The sequence below is a fragment of the Xanthomonas sp. NCPPB 1132 genome (assembly GCF_056629235.1).
In genome coordinates, this window is record NZ_CM152819.1 from 4,925,217 (window position 1) to 4,945,988 (window position 20,772).

At 69.3% G+C, this 20,772-nt stretch carries 23 protein-coding genes; 12 read left to right on the forward strand and 11 right to left on the reverse strand.

Annotated features, from left to right (window positions below; translation table 11 throughout):
• The first annotated feature begins 150 nt into the window (after positions 1–150).
• Positions 151–993 carry a DUF2884 family protein gene (locus AC1G9L_RS21095; protein ID WP_019801248.1) on the forward strand — a complete coding sequence of 281 codons (843 nt, stop codon included), beginning with the start codon at positions 151–153 and terminating at the stop codon, positions 991–993.
• A gap of 67 nt (positions 994–1,060) precedes the next feature.
• Here AC1G9L_RS21095 and AC1G9L_RS21100 read toward each other — a convergent pair whose 3' ends face one another.
• Positions 1,061–1,639 carry a DUF488 family protein gene (locus tag AC1G9L_RS21100; protein WP_019801247.1) on the reverse strand — a complete coding sequence of 193 codons (579 nt, stop codon included), beginning with the start codon at positions 1,637–1,639 and terminating at the stop codon, positions 1,061–1,063.
• On the reverse strand, positions 1,636–1,839 hold the full coding sequence (locus tag AC1G9L_RS21105) for a YdcH family protein (protein WP_010342388.1): 204 nt from the start codon (positions 1,837–1,839) through the stop codon (positions 1,636–1,638). The genes AC1G9L_RS21100 and AC1G9L_RS21105 overlap by 4 nt, the downstream gene beginning before the upstream one ends.
• 165 nt (positions 1,840–2,004) lie before the next feature.
• Here AC1G9L_RS21105 and bamE point away from each other — a divergent pair, with 165 nt between their 5' ends.
• Positions 2,005–2,583: an outer membrane protein assembly factor BamE domain-containing protein gene (gene bamE / locus AC1G9L_RS21110; protein ID WP_019801246.1), complete on the forward strand. Its 579-nt coding sequence runs from the start codon at positions 2,005–2,007 to the stop codon at positions 2,581–2,583.
• A gap of 133 nt (positions 2,584–2,716) precedes the next feature.
• On the opposite strand, the gene AC1G9L_RS21115 is transcribed toward bamE, so the two are convergent.
• From AC1G9L_RS21115 to AC1G9L_RS21125, 3 genes are all read right to left on the reverse strand, one after another.
• A complete protein-coding gene (locus tag AC1G9L_RS21115) occupies positions 2,717–4,084 on the reverse strand; it encodes an XVIPCD domain-containing protein (RefSeq protein WP_481069890.1) in 1,368 nt (455 codons plus the stop codon).
• A gap of 11 nt (positions 4,085–4,095) precedes the next feature.
• Complete coding sequence (locus AC1G9L_RS21120) at positions 4,096–4,569, reverse strand: hypothetical protein (protein WP_481069891.1); 474 nt, start codon at positions 4,567–4,569, stop codon at positions 4,096–4,098.
• A 271-nt stretch (positions 4,570–4,840) separates the two neighbouring features.
• On the reverse strand, positions 4,841–5,404 hold the full coding sequence (locus tag AC1G9L_RS21125; protein ID WP_019799316.1) for a DUF6891 domain-containing protein: 564 nt from the start codon (positions 5,402–5,404) through the stop codon (positions 4,841–4,843).
• 234 nt (positions 5,405–5,638) lie between these two features.
• On the opposite strand from AC1G9L_RS21125, the gene AC1G9L_RS21130 reads away from it, so the two are divergent.
• The gene (locus AC1G9L_RS21130; protein WP_019799315.1) at positions 5,639–6,265 is read left to right on the forward strand and encodes a hypothetical protein; all 627 of its coding nucleotides are present in this window, start codon (positions 5,639–5,641) and stop codon (positions 6,263–6,265) included.
• A 279-nt stretch (positions 6,266–6,544) separates the two neighbouring features.
• Here AC1G9L_RS21130 and AC1G9L_RS21135 read toward each other — a convergent pair whose 3' ends face one another.
• From AC1G9L_RS21135 to AC1G9L_RS21145, 3 genes are read right to left on the reverse strand one after another with little or no spacing between them, the layout of a single operon-like run.
• On the reverse strand, positions 6,545–8,095 hold the full coding sequence (locus AC1G9L_RS21135; RefSeq protein WP_019799314.1) for a cryptochrome/photolyase family protein: 1,551 nt from the start codon (positions 8,093–8,095) through the stop codon (positions 6,545–6,547).
• A gap of 52 nt (positions 8,096–8,147) precedes the next feature.
• Complete coding sequence (locus tag AC1G9L_RS21140) at positions 8,148–8,306, reverse strand: DUF2256 domain-containing protein (protein ID WP_017912123.1); 159 nt, start codon at positions 8,304–8,306, stop codon at positions 8,148–8,150.
• Between the two features lie 34 nt (positions 8,307–8,340).
• Complete coding sequence (locus AC1G9L_RS21145; RefSeq protein ID WP_019799313.1) at positions 8,341–8,664, reverse strand: hypothetical protein; 324 nt, start codon at positions 8,662–8,664, stop codon at positions 8,341–8,343.
• 198 nt (positions 8,665–8,862) lie between these two features.
• Here AC1G9L_RS21145 and AC1G9L_RS21150 point away from each other — a divergent pair, with 198 nt between their 5' ends.
• From AC1G9L_RS21150 to AC1G9L_RS21170, 5 genes are all read left to right on the forward strand, one after another.
• A complete protein-coding gene (locus AC1G9L_RS21150) occupies positions 8,863–9,384 on the forward strand; it encodes a DUF2199 domain-containing protein (protein WP_019799312.1) in 522 nt (173 codons plus the stop codon).
• Between the two features lie 278 nt (positions 9,385–9,662).
• Positions 9,663–9,935: a hypothetical protein gene (locus AC1G9L_RS21155; protein WP_481069892.1), complete on the forward strand. Its 273-nt coding sequence runs from the start codon at positions 9,663–9,665 to the stop codon at positions 9,933–9,935.
• A gap of 55 nt (positions 9,936–9,990) precedes the next feature.
• Entirely contained in the window at positions 9,991–10,866 is an 876-nt protein-coding gene (gene ttcA / locus AC1G9L_RS21160; protein ID WP_019799310.1) for a tRNA 2-thiocytidine(32) synthetase TtcA, read from the forward strand.
• Between the two features lie 112 nt (positions 10,867–10,978).
• Entirely contained in the window at positions 10,979–11,884 is a 906-nt protein-coding gene (locus tag AC1G9L_RS21165) for a recombination-associated protein RdgC (protein WP_010340613.1), read from the forward strand.
• A 67-nt stretch (positions 11,885–11,951) separates the two neighbouring features.
• On the forward strand, positions 11,952–12,743 hold the full coding sequence (locus tag AC1G9L_RS21170) for a YgjP family zinc-dependent metalloprotease (protein WP_481069893.1): 792 nt from the start codon (positions 11,952–11,954) through the stop codon (positions 12,741–12,743).
• Between the two features lie 718 nt (positions 12,744–13,461).
• Here AC1G9L_RS21170 and AC1G9L_RS21175 read toward each other — a convergent pair.
• The 3 genes from AC1G9L_RS21175 to hemH all read right to left on the reverse strand — a co-directional run bounded on the left by AC1G9L_RS21175 (position 13,462) and on the right by hemH (position 17,690).
• Positions 13,462–15,657: a methyl-accepting chemotaxis protein gene (locus AC1G9L_RS21175; RefSeq protein ID WP_019801632.1), complete on the reverse strand. Its 2,196-nt coding sequence runs from the start codon at positions 15,655–15,657 to the stop codon at positions 13,462–13,464.
• Positions 15,658–15,891: 234 nt separating this feature from the next.
• Complete coding sequence (locus AC1G9L_RS21180) at positions 15,892–16,734, reverse strand: alpha/beta fold hydrolase (protein WP_481069894.1); 843 nt, start codon at positions 16,732–16,734, stop codon at positions 15,892–15,894.
• Complete coding sequence (hemH, locus tag AC1G9L_RS21185) at positions 16,731–17,690, reverse strand: ferrochelatase (protein WP_481069895.1); 960 nt, start codon at positions 17,688–17,690, stop codon at positions 16,731–16,733. Before hemH ends, AC1G9L_RS21180 begins: the two co-directional genes overlap by 4 nt.
• Before the next feature lie 167 nt (positions 17,691–17,857).
• On the opposite strand from hemH, the gene AC1G9L_RS21190 reads away from it, so the two are divergent.
• From AC1G9L_RS21190 to tatC, 4 genes are all read left to right on the forward strand, one after another.
• A complete protein-coding gene (locus AC1G9L_RS21190) occupies positions 17,858–18,754 on the forward strand; it encodes a lipid-binding SYLF domain-containing protein (RefSeq protein ID WP_481069896.1) in 897 nt (298 codons plus the stop codon).
• Between the two features lie 125 nt (positions 18,755–18,879).
• Positions 18,880–19,110 carry a Sec-independent protein translocase subunit TatA gene (tatA, locus tag AC1G9L_RS21195; RefSeq protein ID WP_010340619.1) on the forward strand — a complete coding sequence of 77 codons (231 nt, stop codon included), beginning with the start codon at positions 18,880–18,882 and terminating at the stop codon, positions 19,108–19,110.
• 15 nt (positions 19,111–19,125) lie between these two features.
• A complete protein-coding gene (gene tatB / locus AC1G9L_RS21200) occupies positions 19,126–19,668 on the forward strand; it encodes a Sec-independent protein translocase protein TatB (protein WP_481069897.1) in 543 nt (180 codons plus the stop codon).
• Complete coding sequence (gene tatC, locus AC1G9L_RS21205; RefSeq protein ID WP_019800347.1) at positions 19,665–20,399, forward strand: twin-arginine translocase subunit TatC; 735 nt, start codon at positions 19,665–19,667, stop codon at positions 20,397–20,399. Before tatB ends, tatC begins: the two co-directional genes overlap by 4 nt.
• The last annotated feature ends 373 nt before the right edge of the window (positions 20,400–20,772 follow it).

The following is a 20,772-nucleotide window of genomic DNA, read 5'->3' on the forward strand; positions in this document are numbered from 1 at the left end:
TCAGGTCGCCCCGCCGCCCCTGCGGCGCGGCGGGTGACGCCGCGGCATAGTGACTTCCGACACGCGACCGTGGGCCGGTACGGGCCCGAGCATGCTTGAAACTCCCTGCTGCGGGTTCCGGCGATGCGTACAGCTCCTCTCTTCGCTCTGTTGCTGCTTGCCGCCTCCAGCGGCCTCGCGTGGGCCGACCAGGACGACGACGCTGACAAGCACGACCATCGGCCGCAGGTGTCCTCGCGCCAGTGCGGCCTGAGCACGCCGTTCAACGTGCTCGCCGACACGGGCGGCATCTGGCTGACCCGCAGCCATGGCGATGGGCCGCGCGAGATCTTCTTCCATGCCGGCGAACTGAGCGTGGATCGTCAGGTGCAGCAGATCGGCGACGCCGATGCGCAACGGCTATTGGAGATGGAACGCGAAACCCGCGCGCTGATGCCGCAGGTGGCCGACCTCTCGCACGAGGTGGTCGATCTCAGCTACGACGTGCTCGGCTCGGTCGTGGAGATGCTGACCGGCAGCGCCGGCAACGCGCGCAAGATCGAACGGCTGCGCACGCACGCCAACGCCTACGTCGACGGCACGCTCGGCAAGGGGCGCTGGGACCAGGAGGTTTTCGACGACCGGTTCGAAGACTACGTCGAGACGCAGGCGGAAAGCTTCGTGGGCAGCATCACCCGTCACGTGCTCTGGCAAGTCATGACGGGCCGTGGGGACGCCGTCGCCGACCGCGCCGACCGCATGGACGCCGCCTTGGAGGCGCGGCTGGATGCGCGCAGCAAGGGAATCGAAACCAAGGCGCAGGCGCTGTGCGCGCGGGTGGTGCGGCTGGATCAGCTGCAACAGGCGCTGGAGTACCGCTACCGCGGCCAGCCCCTGCGCCTGCTCGCCACCTCCGAGGACGGTACGCCTGGGCAGAGCACCGCCGCCCTCGTCGGCACCGACGATACGCCGCGGAGCAATGCGATCGCGGTGCCGTCGGTCCCAACGCATTGAGCCTGACGACGCTGGCGCGTGGCGACGCACCCGCCGCGCTGGCGGCCTGCGGCGACGGCAGCACCGCTCAGGCGTCGAACAGGTCCCCGGTGCGCGGTCCGGCATCCGCCGCATCCGGCGGATAGACCAGTTGCCCCTGCGCGTCGCTGCGCGCGGCCGAGTTCAGCGTGGCCGGTTCCTGGCGGGCGACGTCGATCAGGTGCACCACCGGGTGGCCATGGTGCAGCAGATGGTCGCAGATGATCTGGCGGTGGCACTGGCGCCAGTAGGCCTCGGCGCACATCACCGCGCATGCGCCGTCGTCGCCGAAGGCGTGCAACTCGTTCAGCGCCTCGGCGAATTCGCTGCCCAACGCATAGTCGGCATAGTTGTGGAAGCCGACGCTGCGCCAGTGGCCGTTGCGCTGCGGATCGACGCCCGGCTGCCTGCCGCGGCGCCCGCCCAGGGCACGGAAATGCCGGTAGGCGATGCCCGCAGCGGCCAGTGCCGGCGCCAGTGCGCTGCCGTCGAACTGCGGGAACCGCCGCGAAGACGGAAACGCGCGCACATCGGCCAGGCGGGTGACGCCGGCGCCCTGCAGGATCTGCAGGAAAGTCTCCAGGCTGCGCGTGGAATGGCCGACGCTGAAGAAGGTCGCTGCGCTCACGCCGGTTCGTCGGGGATCAGCAGATGCTCCAGGCGCATGATGCAGTCCTTCAGTTGCAGCTTGCGCTTCTTCAGCCGCTTGGCTTCCAGCTCGTCGTCCAGATTGGCCGGGATGCGCTGCAGCTGTTCGTCGAGCGCGCGGTGCTCGCGACGCAGGGCGTCGATGCGCAGGGAGATCTCGGCGGGCGTCAGGGTGTCCACGAGGTTCGAGCATACACAGGCCAGCGGTCCGCCGTCACCGTGCAACGCGCCGCTATCCGGGGCGCGGGCCAGCCGGCACAATGCGCGCGGGCGCCGCGGCGGAGGCAGCGCCCTCCCACCCTCGTGCCACCCGCGGCAGGATCGCCGCGCCGAAAGGAGTCAGCCATGCGTTCGTTCCGTTCCCCGTTCGTTCTCGCCCTCGCCCTGGCGGCAGCCCTGCCGCACCTGGCCGCGGCGGCCGATGCCAAGTTCTCCGGCTTTCTGTGCTGCAACATGCGCAGCGACGGCAGCTGGATCAGCGACAGCAACTATGCCGAAGACGGCAAGCAGGTGATTGCGGCCGGCACGCCGGTGCAGGTGGCCGGTTACGGTCGCTACCGGGTCAATGTGTTGATCGACGGCAAGAAGCAGTCGATCGGCAACGACTACAGCCGCGACCTGGGCAACGAGGCCTTCGCCCAGCGCTACGTGGTCGCGCAGGATCCCAAGGCGAAGCTGGCGGCCTACCCGCCGAAGATCCGCGAGGCGATCGCCGCCAACCGCGTGACCAAGGGCATGACCCGCGAACAGGTGCTGATGGCGCTGGGCTATCCGATCACCAGCGAGAACCCGAGCCTGGATGCGCCGCTGTGGCGCTACTGGCTCGACAGCTTCAACGAGTTCCAGGTGTCCTTCGACGGCACCGGCAAGGTCGAGAAGGTCACCGCCGACCCGAAGACCCAGAACCTGGTCTGGCAGCCGTAAGCCCAGCGTGTCCCTGGCGCCGCGCTCCCGACGCGATGGGAGGCGGCGCGAGCGGCGCGCCTTGGCCGCGGCCTGCCGCGACCATGGCCCACCGAGGCGGCAGTACCGCGCGCGCGCTGCCGCCCTGCTGCGCTCAGCGGCTCAGCACCTGCGGCGGATCGCTCCGCGTCGGGCCTTGTTGCGATGCCTGCAGCGCCTGTTCCTGCTCCTGTGCCTGGCGCTGCGCCTGCCCCTGCTGCGCCCCCAGCTGCTGCAGTTGCTGGTAGGTCTCCTGCGCCGGCCGCGCGATCGCCTCGCTGGTCGGCATGTGCGCGCGGTTGGCGTAGGGATCGGGCGAGACATCGCCGCCGCTGCGGTACACGAACGCCAATTCGCCGCCCTGATAGGACGCGGTCGGTCGGTTGAAGCCGACCGCCAGCTGGTCGCGCTCGCTGAAGCCGTTCTGCTTCGCCAACAGGGTCAGGCTGGCAGTCATGCGCTCGCTGTTGTCGTCCCAGCCCTTGCCGATCGCCTGTTCGGCCTGGGCCACGCCGTTGCGGACCCGCTCGTGCAGGGCGCGGTCTGCGGCACCCGGCGCGGCGGCCGGCTCGCTGGCGCGCGGCGCAGGCGGTTCGGGTGTCGGCGCCGGCGCGGAACCGTCGCGGAATCCCGCCGGCAGCACATCGCGCGGCACCTGCGCGGCGTCGATGCCGAGCGCCTTCAGGTCGGCATGCACCACCGGCGGCGTGCGCTCAGGGTGTTGCGCGTGCGCCCGGTCCTCGGCATCGGCGATCTGCGCCAGCGCGCGCTCGCCATAGTTCTGCGGGTAGCCGCGCGCGTCGTAGAACAGCTTGCCCATCGCCTCCACGTTGCGAGGATTGTCGGCGTCGATCTTCAGATCCTTGCCGAAGCTCAGCCCGTCCTTGGCGGTGTAGGTGGCCTTGCTGCCCACGCCCTGCTTGTCGATGTAGCTCGCCATCTCGCTGCTGGCGTTGTACAGGTCCTTGAGCGTGGCCTTGGGGTTGTTGCGGGTGACGTAGTCGGCCAGCGTGTTGACCCCGGCGATCTCGTCCTTGGCTTCGCGGGTGCGCTGTTCCTGCCCGTAGGCCTTGAGCGTGGCGGTGTAGTCGTGCGGCGAGGGCGAGGCGGCGATGCCGTCGACCTTGGCGGCGAATGCGGCATCGCTGCGGTCGATGGCGGCCTTGTTGATGGCATGGCCGATCTCGTGGCCCAGCACGATGCGGGCGGTGTTGGCCGAATCGTCGCGCGGTGCGTTCATCCTGGCCGTGGCCAGCACGTCCATCGGCAACTCGATCTGCCCAGTGCGCGGGCTGTACGCGCCGGTGCCCGCCTCGGGACTGGGCGCGAAGCCCGACAGCTGCTGTTGCCCGATCGCCTGCTCCACCCGCGAGCGCAGCTCCGGCGTGTTGTCCAGCATCTGCCGCAGCGCCTGGCCTTCCTTCGGATGCGCCTGTGCGAACGTATCGACCATGCCCTTCAGGCGTTCGTCGTCGTGTGCCATCTCCGCTCTCCTTACGCGTCGACCAGGATCTGCAGCATCTCCACGCACGCCTGCGCATCGTGTTCGCCGGCGTCCTTACCGACAAAGGCGTACACGGCGACCGCGCCGCGTTCGAAATGCCAGCGGCCGGCGCTGCCCTGACGCGGCGGCGCGATCCAGCGCGGGACGAAGCCGGCTGCGACCAGTGCCTGGCGATACGCGGCCAACGATTGCGTGCATTGCGCCGGCGCCGCGCCCGGCGCGGGGGTGAAGCGCAGGTCCAGCCGCGACGGCGGGGCAGCGTCGGCATCGGCGACCGATTCCAGCGTGTAGCCGCCACCGCCGGCGAGCGTGCCGGACGCGCTGAACGCATGCCCGCCTTCGTCCTCGACCTGCAGACCGGTCTGCGCCGCGACCTGCGCGGCGACCAGATCCTGCCTGCCGCCGATCGCCAGGATCAACCGTACTACGCCTTGTGCCAGCTGCTCTGGCGTCATCTCCGACATGGTCCGCTCCGTGTGTGCAGGGGTGATCGAGGGGGAAGAGGAATGCGCGCCGGCACAGGCTGCCAGCAGCGCGGTGGCCAGCAACAGGGCCGCGCGCGGCGCCGGGCGCATGCCGGCTGCGCGCCGCGACCGGCGGCCATTGCGATGAAACATCCGCTCCATGAAACGCCTCTCCGTCGAGCGCCTGCCGCGCACCGCAGCGCGGCCAGGCTTGGGTGTGCGATTGTAGCCAGCGCACCAGGGCCGCGCAGCCCGCCGCTGCGCCGGCGCGTCAGTCCCAGTCGGCGCGGCGCTGCCAGACGAAGCCGGGCAGATCGATACGCTTGCGCGGCGTGCCGTCCCAGTCCACGGTGAAGCCCGCCGCACGCAACGCCGCGGCGACCTGCTGGCCGACCGCCTGATCCGCCTCCTCGCGCCCTTCGAGATCGCCGAACGCCAGCATCAGCCCGCCACCATCGATGGCACGCTCCATGTCCTGGCCGTGATAGAAGCAATAGCCGTGGTAGCGCCGGTCCGGCACGTCGGCTACCGCCTGGTTCACTTCGACGTGACCGTCGGACATGGTGTAGCCGGCATTGGCCAGCGCGCAGATGCCGGCCTCGTGCAGCCGCTCGAACAGCGCCTCGAGCCGATCGCAATCGGTCTGCGCCGGCCAGGTCTGCTCCGCCTGCTGCTTGGCCTGCCACTGGCTGGCGACCGAGGCGCGCAGCATGGCCTCGTCGCAGTCCTCCTCGAGGATGTCCTCGATCATCTCCTGGATCTCGTCCTGGGAATAGAAGCCGGACCAGACCCATTTGCGGATCTCGTCGTACACGTAGGCATCGGATTCGTTCACGGTCGCTCCTGTGATTACCAAAAAGTCACCGAACATCCGCCGCAGGCATCGTATCGCTTCATACACCCGGCCATTTCAAGAGACTGAGGTGTCGACCGTTTAGGCGAAAGACAACATGTGCAGCTCGATCGTCTACGGGGACATCCGCGGATACTGCGATTATCGTCTCACCTCTTCGCGCATGACGCCGCACCAAATTTGAAGATGAACGAAAATTTTGCCACCTCATCCCTAATGTCCATCGACACCTTTAGCTCGCTTGTCAAAAGCGAACTGCAGAGCATGTTGGGCGTTTCCATCTACAGCATCGAGGACGAAGCCCAGGCCGGCTCCGAGATCGCCAAGGCACTCGACCAGTCTGCCTCGTCGGATCTTCTGATCCGCTATGAGTCAGACGGGTCGTTGTTCGCCGCGGCGAGCCGCCTGATGTTCTGCGACCAACATATCCTAAAAATGGATATTTCGATCACGTTGCGGGACTCTGTCGGAGGCGACTTTTCCATTACCGAACTCAACAAATTGCACTCTTCGCTCCGTAGTATCCGCAACGGTATTCCCGCCTTGCTGCCAAGATACATGTGCTATGCGCGCGTGACCCCAAGAGGCGCGCCGGAAAAACTTCACGACATGCTGGTGATCGAAACCATTCCATTGATCGATCACGTGTTCAGCACATCGCATTTCGACCTCCCAGGCCTGCGCCGCAGGATGCTATCGGAACAAACCAAGGAAACGCTGCTGGATCCGACGCTGAAACACCTTGCCGGCATTCGAACGACGGGGAACAAGACTTTCGTATTCCTCAGCAAGCAGTACCTGGATCAGAACGGCATCCCTTATCGGTACCGGATGTTTACTTAGAACCGCTAATGGAAAAGATGCTGGCAGGCCCAGGCTCTACGCGCTATCCGCTAGCGACGCTAGCTCCACGCATCGCCACTTGGGCAGCGCATGCAGCATGCGTTACTCATATACCAGTGTGTCTACACATCCGCGCGTAAAGTCTCCGTCGCACTTACGCAACACATCGCAGACTGCCGCGTGCCGATGCGCGGCGTGCGGCACGGTTGGTTGGGTGGTAGGGAACGTTCGCGCAATGCTTCCACTTGCAGTGCTCGCGTTCGCTACGCCCCACCCGCGCTACAGCGTGTCCAGGCGTTCGCGCAACTGCTGCGCCTGCTCGCGCAGGGCCTGCAGTTGCGTGGCCGGCAACTTGCCGAGCTGGCGGTAGACCACGTCCAGGCGGCGATTGCGCCCCAGCGTGTCCTTGTGCCGGGCGAAGAAGTCCCAGTACAGCGCGTTGTAGGGACAGGCACGCGCACCGGTCTTCTGCTTGCGATCGTAATGGCAGCCCTGGCAGTAGTCGCTCATGCGGTCGATGTAGGCCGCGCTGCTGGCGTAGGGCTTGGTCGCGAGCAGGCCGCCGTCGGCGAACTGGCTCATGCCCACGGTGTTGGGCAGTTCGACCCATTCGAACGCATCGACGTAGACGCCCAGGTACCAGCGATGCACCGCGGCCGGGTCCAGGCCGGCGAGCAGGGCGAAATTGCCGATGACCATCAGCCGCTGGATATGGTGCGCGTACGCATCCTGCAGCGATTGGCCAATGGCGTGCTGCAGGCAGCGCATGTGCGTCTCGCCAGTCCAGAACCAGGCCGGCAGCGGCGTGTCGTGGCCGAGCCCGTTGCGCGCTTCATAGCCCGGCATGTGTGCCCAGTAGATGCCGCGCACGTACTCGCGCCAGCCGAGGATCTGCCGTACGAAACCTTCCACCGCCGCCAGCGGCGCGGCGCCGACGCCATAGGCCGCCAGCGCGCACTGCACCACTTCCTGCGGCCGCAGCATCTTGGTGTTCAGGGCGAAGGAAAGCTGCGAATGGAACAGGCGCGGACTGCGCGTGCTCATCGCATCTTCGTAGCGGCCGAAATGCGGCAGGGCGTCGACGATGAAGCGATCGAGGCAGGCCAGCGCCTCGGCGCGGTTCAGCGGCCAGCGCACCGCCTCTGCCTGCGGCTGACCGAAACTGTCCACGCCGGCGGCCTGGATGCTGGCCCACAGCGCGCGGTGATCGTGGGTCGGGCGCGTATCCGGCGGCGGCGGTGGATCGCCGTGCCAGGGCTGGCGATTGTCGTGGTCGTAGTTCCACTGCCCGCCCTCGGGCGTGCCGTCCGCCGCCAGCAGGATGCGGTGGCGCTTGCGCATGTGCCGGTAGAAGTGCTCCATCAACCATTGCGGACGCCCCCGGAAAAAATCCGCCAGCTCGCCGCGGCGCGTGTAGAAGTGCGTGCTGTCCACCGCCTCGACAACGAAGGCCTGCGCCGCGCGCCACTGCCGCAGTTGCTGGTCCAGGCGCCATTCGTCCGGATCCTGGTACTGCAGGCGCTGCGCACCGTAGTGCGCCATCAGCGCATCGAGATTGGCGGGGATGGACTGGCGATTGCTGGCGTCGTCGATCGCCACGTAGCGCACGCGGTGGCCGGCGCTGCGCAGGTGCCGGGCGAAGTCGCGCATCGCGGCGAACACCGCCAGGATCTTCTGCGCATGGTGCAGGACGTAGTCGGTCTCCTGCCGCACTTCCATCAGCACATACACCACGCCTGGATCGCGCACGTCGAACCAGGCGTGCTCGGGATCGAGCTGGTCGCCGAGCACCAGGCGCAGGGTGTGGGCGGTGGAGAGCAGGGGACTCACGCAGGGCGGCACGCCTGCTGGCATGCGGTGCGCCAGCGCACGGCCCGGCGGCTCACGGCGCCTCCGGCGCGCGCACGCGCTTGCGCTCGCCACGGCAGCGATCGGAACAATATTTCACCTCGTCCCAGACCTTCTCCCATTTCTTGCGCCAGCGGAACGGCCGGCCGCAGTGCAGGCAGGGCTTTTCCGGCAGATCCTGTTTCTTGCGCATGCGCGATCCGCAGTTCGCTCAGGGTCGCTGTCGCTTACGGCTGCGCCGGCCACTCGCGGAACACCACGCAGACCGTGGTGGGGTCCAGCATCGCGAACTCGCGTGCGCCCCATGGCTTGAGCGCGACGGTACGGCAATTCGGATGCAGCCACTGCGGCGCACGTGCCGACAACTCGGTATAGATCGTGTCGATGCTGTCGGTTTCGATGCCCAGTTCCGGCCGGTCCTTCGCCGCCCACTCGGCGTTCTCCACCAGATAGGCCTTGGCGCCGTCGCGTGCGATCACCGCCATCGTGGCGTCCTGGTACAGCACCTGGAATCCCAGGCCGTCGACGAAGAAGTCCAGCCCGTCCTGCATGCGCGCCTAGAAGATCTTGGGGATGAGGTTCTTGAACATGGGGCGACCTTGCGTCGGTGACCAGTGGCGAGTGTAGCGGGCCGGTCCCGGCGCGGCATGACGACAAAAACAGGGTCGCCGGATGCCTGCCGCGCGCGGAGGCTGGCGATGCCGCAGGCGGCTACACTGGTCAGCCTTCTTGTCGCCTCGACCCCAGCCATGACGTTCCGCTTCACCTGCAGCGCCTGCGATCAGGTCCACGAAGGCATGCCCGGCTTCAGCGTTGCGGCGCCGCAGAGCTATGCGCTGATTCCGGAGGCGCAGCGCGCCACCCGCTGCGAGCTGGGCTCGGACGATTGCGTGATCGACGACGCTCACTTCTTCGTCCGCGGCTGCATCGAGATCCCCGTGCATGGCCACGCCGAGCCGTTTTCCTGGGGCGTGTGGGTCTCGCTCAGCGAAGCCAGCTACCTGCAGTGGGTCCGCTGCTTCGACCAGCCGCAGCGCGCGCATGTGGGGCCGTTCTTCGGCTGGCTGAACATACGCCTGTCGCCGTATCCGGAGACCGCCGACCTCAAGACGCAGGTCCATCTGCGCAACGACGGCATTCGCCCATGGATCGAACTGGAGCCAACCGCGCACCCGCTCGCGGTCGAACAGCGTGAAGGGATCTCCGAGCAGCGGGTGGCCGAACTGTATGCGCTGATGACGCACACATCCATCTCCGTTGCGACGGACTAGGGGACGACGCCATAACGCTGTCGTAGGTGTGGATGTTTGTGGGCCGCGGGCCGCGTTTCCGTCCGGTGCAGCGGAGGCGTGGAGCCGCGCGGCGCCGCAGCGGTACGCTGACCCAAAACCCGGTCGGCGTCGGCGCGTAAGACTCGGCGGTGTACGAAGGCCCATTCCGACCGGGCATCAGCACTACGAAACTGGCGTGTAGGCTCTGCGAGAGCATCGCACCCGCGAAGCGGTGACGTCGCACGCCGCATAGGCACCGCCCCGAATCGGAGCAGCACATGGGATATGAGTATCGCCTGAGGTTTGCCGGCGCCGATCCAGCAAAGACACGGCAAGCCATCGGCCAGCTACCGGGCGTGGAAGATGCAGACGCGCGCGATGCCGGCGCCGCCGCCGCGCTGGCACGACCGATGCCGGACGCGGTGATCTGCTGCACCGCGGACGGCCTGTCCTTTTGCGCGAACACCCGCGAGGGACTGCGCTGCCTCGGCACCGTCATCGCCCGCCTGACCAGCACGTTCGGGACGGTCGAGGTGGCGGAACTGGAATGACCGGCAACGCCGCCCGCGCGGTGCGGCGCCAGCCGCGCCGACTACACTACCGCCGATGACCTCGTCCCTGCCCCTGCCGCCGCTGCACCCGCTCGCCGATCCCGCACCGCCTGCCGCCCGCAACGCCGTGGCGCTGGGCAAGCGCCTGTGCCGGCAGGTCGGCCAGGCCATCGCCGATTTCAGCATGATCGGCGCCGGCGACAAGGTCATGGTGTGCCTGTCCGGCGGCAAGGACAGCTACACCCTGCTGGACATCCTGCTGCAGCTGCAGCGCAAGGCGCCGGTGCCGTTCGAGCTGGTGGCGGTGAACCTGGACCAGAAGCAGCCGGGGTTTCCCGCCGACGTGCTGCCGACCTACCTGCGCCAGCGCGGCGTGCCCTGGCATGTGATCGAGCAGGACACCTATTCGGTGGTCACCCGGGTGGTGCCGGAAGGCAAGACCCTGTGTTCGCTGTGCTCGCGGCTGCGCCGTGGCGCGCTGTACCGCTACGCCGCGGAGAACGGCTTCACCAAGATCGCGCTGGGGCACCACCGCGACGACATCGTCGCCACGTTCTTCATGAACCTGTTCTTCCACGCCAAGCTGGCGGCGATGGCGCCGGTGCTGCGCAGCGACGATGGCCGCCACGTGGTGATCCGGCCGCTGGCCTACGTGCGTGAGGACGACATCGCCGCCTACGCGCAGGCGCAGGCTTTCCCGCTGATCCCCTGCACGCTGTGCGGCAGCCAGGAGACGCTGCAGCGCCGCCAGGTCGGGCAACTGCTGCAGCAGTGGGACCGGGAACATCCGGGGCGGGTGGAGCAGATCGCCCGGGCCCTGGGCAACGTGCATCCGGCGCAACTGGCCGACCGCGCGCTGTTCGACTTCGCCGCGCTCGGCGGCGCCGCCATGGCGCCGGTTGGCGCCTGGGCGGACGACGCGCCGGGCTGACCCACCTCGCTGAACCGCCCGATGCGGTAGCCGGGCGGGCACGATGCGACAATGGCCACCGCTCCCCGGCGCACACCGCCGGACCGTTCCGTTTCCTTCCGCTGGATGCTCGATGTTCTTTCGCAATCTGACCCTGTTCCGCTTCCCTACCACGCTCGATTTCTCCGAGGTCGAAAAGCTCCTGCCGGAGGCCCTGCTCAAGTCGGTCGGCCCGCTGGAAATGAGCTCGCGCGGCTTCATCTCCCCGTTCGGCCGCGACGAGCAGGAGGCGCTGTCGCACCGCATCGCCGATTTCCTGTGGCTGACCGTCGGCGGCGAGGACAAGATCCTGCCCGGCTCGGTGGTCAACGACCTGCTCGCGCGCAAGGTCGCCGAGATCGAGGAGAAGGAAGGCCGGCGCCCCGGCGGCCGTGCGCGCAAGCGGCTCAAGGACGACCTGATCCATGAGCTGCTGCCGCGTGCCTTCGTCAAGTCCTCGCGCACCGACGCCATGCTCGACCTCCAGCACGGCTACGTCGCCGTGGACACCTCCAGCCGCAAGACCGGCGAGAACGTGATGTCGGAGATCCGCGGCCTGCTCGGCAGCTTCCCGGCGCTGCCGCTGAACGCCGAGGTGGCGCCGCGCTCGATCCTCACCGGCTGGATCGCCGGCGAGCCGCTGCCCGAAGGCCTGAGCCTGGGCGAAGAGTGCGAGATGAAGGATCCGATCGAAGGCGGCGCGGTGGTCAAGTGCCAGCACCAGGAACTGCGCTGCGACGAGATCGACAAGCACCTGGAAGCCGGCAAGCAGGTGACCAAGCTGGCACTGGTGCTCGACGACCACGTGTCCTTCGTGCTCGGCGACGACCTGGTGATCCGCAAGCTGAAGTTCCTCGACGGCGCGCTGGACCAGCTCGAGCATGCCGACCAGGACGGCGTGCGCGCCGAGCTGGACGCGCGCTTCGCGCTGATGAGCGCCGAGGTGCGGCGCCTGTTCCTGCTGCTGGAAGCGGCGCTGAAGCTGAGCAAGGCCGACTGATGCCGCGGCGCAGGCGGCCGCACGCGGCTGTCACCGTGCGCGCCCGCGCCGGCGGTATGCTGTGCCCATGCCCGATCTGCTCCGTCGCCTGATCGCGCCGCCCCCGGCGGCCGTCGAACGCGACCTCGTCCGCTTCCGCCTGGACGAGCGCGATGTCGAGGTGTTGCGCGTGCGCGACCCGCGCGCGCGCCGCATCAAGCTCAGCGTGGACGAACGCGGCGCGCGCCTGACCCTGCCGCTGCGCGCCAGCCTGGTCGCCGGCGAGCGCTTCCTGCTGGAGAACCGGCAGTGGCTGGCGCAGCAACTGTCGCGCTATGTCGCCGCCGAGACGCTGGCGCCGCTGCGCCCGGGCGAGGCCGGCGCACTGCCGCTGCGCGGGCAGTCGCTGCCGGTGGCCTGGCACGATGCCCGCTACGCGCGCATCGCGCTCGTCGATGGCGTGGCCCAGGTGCACCTGCCGCCGCGCGGCGGCGATGCGGCGCTGCGCCGCGCGCTGCGCGATTTCTACGAGGCCCAGGCCCGCGCCGACGTCGGCCGCTGGCTGCCGCGCTACCTGCCGTCGCTGCCGCGCGCCCCGCGCGCGGTGCGCTACAAGGTCATGTCCTCGCAGTGGGGATCGCTGGCGCCCGACGGCAGCATGGCGCTGGACCTGGCGCTGGTGCTGGGGCGGCCCTCGGCGTTCGAGTACGTGCTGGTGCACGAGCTCTGCCACCTGATCCAGGCCAACCACTCGCCAGCGTTCTGGCACGAAGTGGAAGCGCGCTTCCCCGACTGGCGCGCCGAGCGCACCTGGTTCCATCAGCACGGCCGCCAACTCAAGGCGCATCTGCGCTGGCTGCTGCGGCCCGAGCGCGATTGAAGGACACATCCGCGAACGGTGGGAAAAGCTCCGTAGGAGCGGCTTCAGCCGCGACGGGCATCACCGGGAAAGCCTGTCGCGGCTGAAGCCGCTCCTACAAAACACGCTGCACATGACAGGCTTGGCCGAGCACGCTCTTCGAAGCGCCCGGACGACCTCGCGGCGGTGGTGCACCGGACCGCGGCTGAACACCGAACATCGCGGCGCGCGCGGCGTCAGCGGCGAGGATGCGGTTGGGTAGCGAATCGGACAAGCATGCTGCGCTGCGGCACGAGATGGCGCGACGGGGATGCGAACAAGAGGGATAACGACTGTGGGCAGGTGCGCCGCTGCGGGCGCATCGCGGTGGGTTGGCCCAGCGCTGCGGAAGCAGAACTCCATGCAGCGCCCGGTAGGCCCCCTCTCCTCCCGCCTACCGCAAATCAGGCGCGACCTCCGGCGCCAGCGAGGCGGTACGGTCCGAGCGGCGCTACGCCGGCATGTCAGGACGCCGGGATCGAGCCGCGAACACAGGACGTATCGCGTCTACGCCTGTTGACGGCAGGCGCGGGCGCAACTTAAGCGAAAATTCTTTTACACACAAGCTTCACGTTCAGTGTGTAGGGCGCACCCCGACAGCGCTGTCCGCAGGCCCCTGACGCCCGCGGATTCGAGGTGACGATGGACGGCTACGGGTCGCTGCCTGCGCTGCGCCCGACTTCCCGCTGACGCCTTCGCATCAGGCGCTGCGCGCGTAATCGAAGCCGACCGGCGCAGGCTGGATTGCCAGTTCCGGCGGCTCCTCCTCCGCACGCAGCGCCAGCGGTGCCGTACCGGTCAGCCGGAACACCGCCACCGCCTCGCTCAGGCTGCCGGCCTGCTGCTCCAACGCATGCGACGCCGCAGTGGCCTGTTCCACCAGCGCCAGGTTCTGCTGGGTGCTGCGATCCATCTGCGCCATCGCCTGGCCCACTTCGTCGATGCCGGCGGCCTGCTCCTGCGAGGCCGCCGCAATCCCCGTCATCAACGCATTGACCTCGTTCACCGAGGCCAGCACGCGGCCCATGGTGCGGCCGGCGTCGTGCACCTGCGCCGAGGCCACCGCGACCTGGTCCACCGACGCCTCGATCAGGCGCTTGATCTCCCTGGCCGCATCGGCCGAGCGCTGCGCCAGCGCGCGCACCTCGCTGGCGACCACCGCGAAGCCGCGGCCCTGGTCGCCGGCGCGTGCGGCTTCCACCGCTGCATTGAGCGCGAGGATGTTGGTCTGGAAGGCGATACCGTCGATCACCCCGATGATCTCGCCGATCTTGCGCGATGCCGCTTCCACGCCCTGCATCGCACCAACCGCCGCGTCGATCGAGGCACCACCGTGGCCGGCCACGGTCGCCGCTGCGTCGGCCAGTGCGTTGGCGTGGTGTGCATGCGTGGCGTTCTGGCGCACGGTCTCGGTCAGGCGCGCCGCCGCACGCGCGGTGCGCTCCAGCGTGCCGGCCTGTTCGGCGCTGCGCTGCGACAGGTCCTGGTGGCCGCCAGCGATGGCGCCGGCCTCGGCGTCGATCGCCGCGGCCGCGTGCTGGATGCCGGCCACGATCGACGCCAGCTGGTCAGCGCTGGCGTTGGCGTCGTCGCGCATGGCGGCGAACACGCCGCGGAAGTCACCGTGCATGCGCACGCCCAGGTCGCCGCTGGCGATGGCGCGCAGCAAGCCGGACAACTGGCCGAGGTTGCCGTCCACCGTCGCCATCAGCTGGTTGAGGCTCTCGAGCATGATGCGGAAATCGTGCTGGTGCGCACCCAGGTCGGCGCGGGCGCTGAAGTCGCCCGCGGCGGCGGCCTCGGCCAGGTGCCAGATGTCGCGGCTGAGCGTGCCCAGGTTGGCCTTGATCGCATCCATCGCTTCGGAGATCGCGGCCTGCTCGCCGGGCAGGCGCGGCATGTCCTCGCTGAGATCGCCGATGGCGTAGCGCCGCATCAGCGCCACCATCGACTGCGCGGTGCCCACGTGCAGGTCGACCAGCGCATTGGCGTCGCGCAGCAACTGGCCGTAGTCGCCCGGGAATGCCGCCGCATCGCCGCGGCAGGCGATGGCGCCGTCGGCATGCCGTTGCGCCATCCGCCGCTGCTCGGCCAGCACCGCGCGCAGCTGGGTCTGCATGGTCTGCATGCTGCGCAGGAGGTCGGCGGCCTCGTCGTTGCCGTGTGCCGGTACCACGGCATCGAGCTGGCCGGCGGCGATCGCCGCGGCGACGCGGGTGCCTTCGCGCAGCGGCCGCACCAGGCTCTGGGTGATGCACCAGCCCAACCAGGCGCTGACCGCCAGCAACAGGCCGCCGCCGAGCAGCAGCAACCAGCGCGCGCGGGCCATGGTGGTCACCGCCTGGGCATACGCGCCATCGCTGAGCGTGCGCAGGTGCGCGGCATTGCGCTGGATCGCCTGCTGCCACTGCGCCAGCAGCGGCTGCAGCGTGTACAGATGCAGGGTCTGCGCATCCAGGTTCTGGTTGTCGGCGGCCAGCGCCAGCACCTGCGACTGGAACGGCTGCACCTGCGCGTAGGCCTTGTCGATCGCCGCGCGGCGTTGCGCGCCGGTGCGGTCGGCCGGGTCCAGGTGCAGCGCGAACAGCTTGCGCCGCGCCTGCGTGTAGTCGCGCTGGGCGTCGCCGATGGCGCGCACCACCGCCTGCTTCTCGTCGGGGTTGGTCAGGATCACATCGTTGAGCAGGCCGATCTCCAGCCGCGCCTGCGCCGCGACCATGGCGTTGGACAGGCGGATCTTCTCCATCTTGTCCAGGGCGATGTCGTCGAGCTGCTGCCGCGCCAGCGCCATCGACGCCAGGCTGGCCACGATCAGGGCGCCGCAGATCAACAGCAGGGCAGCGAAGGCGAAGGTCAGGCGTGGGCCGACCCGGTAGCGGCGAAGGAGGTGGATCATGGGAAGTGCGGCGTAGGGCGGAAGGTGCGCGCTACGCTGTGCGCGGAAGTTTTCCGAACCGCGACGGCACGGCGACAACATGCCGAACTGTGACGCTGGAAAGCGCACGAGCGTGGCGGGCTGCACAGCGCAGGTGATGCGTGCGTCGCAGTCCGCGTGCGGGGTGCGCGACGGAGCGATGGCGCCGCAGGCGCGCACTGCGGTGCGGCGACCGCCGCGCCGGCCGCGGCCGCCTCAGAGGAAGTCGTGCAGCAACGCGGCCACTGCCGCCGGTTGTTCCATGTGCAGGTGGTGGGTACCGGGCAGCGTGTGCACACGGCCGTCGCGCAGGCACGCGGCGCGCTGCAGGCGCAGCGGCTCGGGCAACATGTCCTGGGCCGGGTCGGCGAACACCACCGCGGTCGGGCATTCGATGCCGCGCAGCAGCGCCTGCATCTGCGGCTCGGTCGCGCGGATCGCCGTCGGCAGGGTCAGGCGGCGGTCGCTGCGCCACACGTAGCCGCCGTCCACCGCGCGCACGCCACGCTCCACCAGCAGCCGCGCCGCCGGTTCGCTGAGCTGGTTGGCCAGCATCCGCGCCCGTACCGGCGCGGCCAGGTCGGGGAACACGCGCAACGGCGTGGCATTGGCGCGGCGCGTGCTGGCGACGCTGTTGCGCAGCCGTTCCACCGCGCCCGCCTCGCTCTCGGCCAGGCCGCCCAGCATCTCGATCGCCACGAACTTCTCGATGCGCTGCGGCGCTGCGGCTGCGAGCAGGCTGGCGATGGCCGCGCCCATCGAGTGGCCGATCAGCACGAAGCGCTCCCAGCCCAGTGCATCGGCCGCGTCCAGCACCGGGTGCAGGGCGCTGGCCAGCAGGTACTCGGCGCCATCGGGCAGGTCGCTGCTGTGGCCGTGGCCGGGCAGGTCCAGCATCACCAGATCCCACTGCGGCAGGTGTCGGCTCAGCGGCACGAAGCTGGCGGCGTTGTCGAGCCAGCCGTGCAGGGCCAGCGCCTTCGGCCCCTGCGGATCGCCGCTGCGCAATCCGGCCAGCGCGCCCACCCGCGACGGGCAGGCGAAGGGACGCAGGCTCATGCGGCGCGGGCCGCCAGTTGCGCCAGCGCGCGCGCGTGCGCCGGGGCGTCGTTGAGGCAGGGGATGTAGCGCACCTGCATGCCGCGTTCGGCGCAGGTCTCGACGAAGCCCATCGCCACTTCTTCCAGGGTTTCCAGGCAGTCGGTGGCGAAGCCGGGACAGAGTACGTCCACCTGCTTGACCCCCTGCGCCGCCAGTTCCCACAGCCGCGGCTCGGCATACGGGCGCAGCCAGCGCTCGGCGCCGAAGCGCGACTGGTAGCCGAGCTCCCACTGCCCGGCCTCCAGGCCCAGCGCCGTGGCGATCGCCTGCGCGCTGGCTTCGCAGCGCTGCGGGTAGGGGTCGCCGTTGTTGGCCACGCGCTGCGGCAGGCCGTGGAAGGAGAAGAACAGGCGCTCGCCGCGGCCGTGCTGCGCCCAGTGCGCGCGCACGCTGTCGGCGACCGCAGCGACCCAGGCCGGGTCGGTCGGGTAGTCCTCGATCAGATGCACCGGCAGTTGCGGATGGCGCGCCTGCCAGGCCTGCACCACGTCCTCGATCGAGGCGGTGGTGGTGGTCGAATACTGCGGGTACAGCGGCAGCACCACGATCCGGCGCACGCCGGCCTCGCGCAGCGCGTCCAGGGCCGGCGCCAGCGCCGGTGCGCCGTAGCGCATCGCCCAGGCCACGCGGTGCCCGGGCAGTTCGCGCTGCATGCCTTCGGCCAGGCGCCGGGTGTACACCGCCAGCGGCGAGCCGTCGGCCAGCCAGACCTGCGCGTACTTCTCGGCCGACTTGGGCGAGCGCCGCGGCAGGATCACCCAGTGCAGCAGGGGCCACCAGAACAGGCGCGGGATCGCGACCACGCGCTTGTCGCCGAGGAACTCGGCCAGGTAACGGGCGACCGCAGGCGCGGTGGGCGCCTCGGGCGTGCCTAGATTCACCACCAGGATGGCGGTCTCGGGTGCGTCGGACATGCGCGCATTGTGGCAGAGCGCACGCGCCACGGCGTGTCGATTCGTTCGATCGCGGCGATCGACGGCGCCTGCACCTGGCGGCGGCGGCACTCATTGCCGATTCATTGCCCTGTGACTAAGTTCAAGGACTTGCAGTATCTTGCTGCGGACCTATTTCGGAGCCCGCCATGCCCCTCCTGCCGCGCCTCGCCCTGTTGTTGAGCACCGTGTTGTTCGCTGGCCACGCCGTGGCCGGACCGGAAGAGGACGAGCGCGCCCGCAACGCGCTGCGCGTGCTGACCGACATCCAGCGGATCCCCGAACAGTCCATCCCCGACAAGCTGCTCGACGAGGGCCGCGCCATCGTGGTGATCCCGGACACGCTCAAGGCCGGGCTGGTGATCGGCGGGCGTCGCGGCCACGGCCTGATGTCGGTCAAGCGCCCCGACGGCACCTGGTCCAACCCGGTGTTCGTCAAGCTCACCGGCGGCAGCATCGGCTTCCAGGTCGGCGTGCAGTCCTCCGATGTGGTGCTGGTGTTCCGCAACGACCGCAGCCTGGACAACATCGTCAACGGCAAGTTCACCCTCGGCGCCGATGCCGGCGTCGCCGCCGGTCCGGTCGGGCGCAACGCCGCCGCCGCCACCGACGGCCAGCTCAAGGCCGAGATCTGGTCGTGGTCGCGCGCCCGTGGCCTGTTCGCCGGCGTCGCCCTGGATGGCGCGGCGCTGCAGATCGACGATGCCGCCGACCTCAACGCCTACGGCAGCAACACCACCCCGCGCATGATCTTCGAGGGCCGCACCAGCAACCGCCCGTCCAACGACATCGTCGCCTTCCGCGACAAGCTTGAGGAAGCCACCTACGCCGCGCGGCAGAGCCGTGGCACCGATGGCAGCGGCAATCCGGTCGCCGCCCCGGCACCGGCCATGCCGGCGCCGCAGGCCGCACCGGAACCGACCGCCGCGCCCGACGCCGCCGCCAGCACCGTGCCCCTGCAGGGCCAGACGCAGCCGGCGCAGCAGGGCTTCCAGCCGGTGTCCGACGGCGAGATCCGCACCGAGAAGCTCGACGGCGATCGCTGAGCGCCGTTCCCAACGCCACCTGTCCATTCGGCCGTGCAGGCACGCCTGCATGGCAGGGAAAGGTAACGCGGCGCGGCGCGGTGCGTTATCCTGCGGGTTCCTTACGACTTTTCTGCGAGCGGATCATGGGCAGTCTTAGCATCTGGCACTGGCTGGTCGTGCTGGTGATCGTGCTGCTGGTGTTCGGCACCAAGCGGCTGACGAGCGGCGCCAAGGATCTGGGCAACGCGGTCAAGGAATTCAAGAAAGGCATGCGCGACGACGACAAGCCCGCCGGCCAGCTCGGCGACGAGACGCGCAGCAGCAGCGAGCCGTCCCGCCAGACCCAGGCCGAACGCGACCGCGACGCGCACTGACGGGACCCCGCCGGCGTGTTCGATATCGGATTCAGCGAACTGCTGGTGATCGCGGTGGTGGCCCTGGTGGTGCTGGGGCCCGAACGCCTGCCCAAGGCGGCGCGCTTCGCCGGGTTGTGGGTGCGCCGCGCCCGCGCGCAATGGGACTCGGTGAAGCACGAACTGGAACGCGAACTGGAAGCCGAGGAACTCAAGCGCAGCCTGCACGATGTGCAGAGTTCCCTGCGCCAGGCCGAAACCGAACTGCGCGACAGCGGCCAGGAGCTGCAGCGGCAGACCGAGGCGCTGCGCCGCGAGATCGATCCGAATCCTCCGGTGGCGCCTGCCGACGCCGCGTCGACGGTCGCGCCGGCAGCCGCCGCCGACACCGCCGATCTCTCGATGCCGCACACTGCCGACACGGCCACCTCCCTGCCGACGCCGCCACCCGCGGTCGCGCCCGCCGCGTCCGCCGTGCCAGCCGCCGCGCGCGGTGCGGCCGCACCGCATCCGACGCCCACGGCCGCGACCGCGCAGCCCGGCCAGCCGCTCTCCGATGACCCGGAGGCGCCGCGATGAACGTCGAAGCCGAAAGCAGCCTGATCGAACACCTGATCGAACTGCGCGCGCGGCTGATGCGCGCGCTGATCGGCCTGGGCGTGGTGGTGGTGGCGCTGCTGCCCTTCTCCAAGCGCTTGTACTCCTGGCTGGCCGAGCCGATGCTGGCGCAGTTGCCGGTGGGCCAGAGCGTGATCGCCACGCACCCGGCCGGCGCGGTCGTCGCCCCGCTGAAGCTGGCGTTCTTCCTGGCGCTGTTCGTGTCCGCACCGTGGCTGCTGTACCAGGCCTGGGCCTTCGTCGCCCCCGGCCTGTACCAGCGCGAGAAGCGCCTGGCGCTGCCGCTGCTGGCCTCGGCGGTGGTGCTGTTCTACCTCGGCTGCGGCTTCGCCTACTTCCTGGTGTTGCCGACGGTGTTCCACTTCCTGACCACGTTCAAGCCGGACGTGATCCAGCTCACCCCCGATGCCGGCGCCTACCTGGACTTCGTCCTGGCGATCTTCTTCGCCTTCGGCGCCAGCTTCGAGTTGCCGGTCGCCCTGGTGATCCTGGCCCTGCTCGGCTGGGTGACCCCGCAGCAACTGCGCGAGGGCCGCGGCTACGCGGTGGTCGGCATCTTCGTGCTGGCCGCGGTGCTGACCCCGCCGGACGTGGTCTCGCAACTGATGCTGGCGATCCCGATGTGCCTGCTGTACGAGTTGGGCATTCTGGCGTCGAGCTGGCTGGTGTCGAGTCAGGCGCGGACGCAGTAAGCGAATGCGGCGGTAGACCGCGCGATCGCTTGCGGTGATCTGGGATGCGAATTACGGCAACGCCCCGGCGCGTGACGTATAAAAGTTCCCACGGTCGACTGAACGCCGTCGTTCCGGACACACCGCAACGGATGCCCCCTGGGGGCCGCGAATACGCCAAGGAAGGTGACGCGTGCGACTGACTGCCGGGACACACGACCAAGACCATTCCCTTGCGCGCATGCTGATCGCCCATGCGCGAGTGCTGTCGCTTGCGCGACGACGTGATCTGCGGATTCAGCGGTGCGATGCGCTTCCACGGCGCGGCGCTGACCTCGTTGCGGTGCGCCACTCCCTGACATTTCGCCAACGCTGCAGCTGAGTCAGAGCAAAG

What these genes read in the sequence shown, in the direction of transcription:
- bamE (WP_019801246.1), top strand. Translation starts at nt 2,005, where the DNA reads ATGCGTTCGTTCCGTTCCCCGTTCGTTCTCGCCCTCGCCCTGGCGGCA.
- AC1G9L_RS21115 (WP_481069890.1), bottom strand. Translation starts at nt 4,084, where the DNA reads ATGGCACACGACGACGAACGCCTGAAGGGCATGGTCGATACGTTCGCA.
- AC1G9L_RS21120 (WP_481069891.1), bottom strand. Translation starts at nt 4,569, where the DNA reads ATGTCGGAGATGACGCCAGAGCAGCTGGCACAAGGCGTAGTACGGTTG.
- AC1G9L_RS21130 (WP_019799315.1), top strand. Translation starts at nt 5,639, where the DNA reads ATGTCCATCGACACCTTTAGCTCGCTTGTCAAAAGCGAACTGCAGAGC.
- AC1G9L_RS21140 (WP_017912123.1), bottom strand. Translation starts at nt 8,306, where the DNA reads ATGCGCAAGAAACAGGATCTGCCGGAAAAGCCCTGCCTGCACTGCGGC.
- AC1G9L_RS21145 (WP_019799313.1), bottom strand. Translation starts at nt 8,664, where the DNA reads ATGCAGGACGGGCTGGACTTCTTCGTCGACGGCCTGGGATTCCAGGTG.
- AC1G9L_RS21150 (WP_019799312.1), top strand. Translation starts at nt 8,863, where the DNA reads ATGACGTTCCGCTTCACCTGCAGCGCCTGCGATCAGGTCCACGAAGGC.
- AC1G9L_RS21155 (WP_481069892.1), top strand. Translation starts at nt 9,663, where the DNA reads ATGGGATATGAGTATCGCCTGAGGTTTGCCGGCGCCGATCCAGCAAAG.
- ttcA (WP_019799310.1), top strand. Translation starts at nt 9,991, where the DNA reads ATGACCTCGTCCCTGCCCCTGCCGCCGCTGCACCCGCTCGCCGATCCC.
- AC1G9L_RS21165 (WP_010340613.1), top strand. Translation starts at nt 10,979, where the DNA reads ATGTTCTTTCGCAATCTGACCCTGTTCCGCTTCCCTACCACGCTCGAT.
- AC1G9L_RS21170 (WP_481069893.1), top strand. Translation starts at nt 11,952, where the DNA reads ATGCCCGATCTGCTCCGTCGCCTGATCGCGCCGCCCCCGGCGGCCGTC.
- AC1G9L_RS21175 (WP_019801632.1), bottom strand. Translation starts at nt 15,657, where the DNA reads ATGATCCACCTCCTTCGCCGCTACCGGGTCGGCCCACGCCTGACCTTC.
- AC1G9L_RS21180 (WP_481069894.1), bottom strand. Translation starts at nt 16,734, where the DNA reads ATGAGCCTGCGTCCCTTCGCCTGCCCGTCGCGGGTGGGCGCGCTGGCC.
- hemH (WP_481069895.1), bottom strand. Translation starts at nt 17,690, where the DNA reads ATGTCCGACGCACCCGAGACCGCCATCCTGGTGGTGAATCTAGGCACG.
- AC1G9L_RS21190 (WP_481069896.1), top strand. Translation starts at nt 17,858, where the DNA reads ATGCCCCTCCTGCCGCGCCTCGCCCTGTTGTTGAGCACCGTGTTGTTC.
- tatA (WP_010340619.1), top strand. Translation starts at nt 18,880, where the DNA reads ATGGGCAGTCTTAGCATCTGGCACTGGCTGGTCGTGCTGGTGATCGTG.
- tatC (WP_019800347.1), top strand. Translation starts at nt 19,665, where the DNA reads ATGAACGTCGAAGCCGAAAGCAGCCTGATCGAACACCTGATCGAACTG.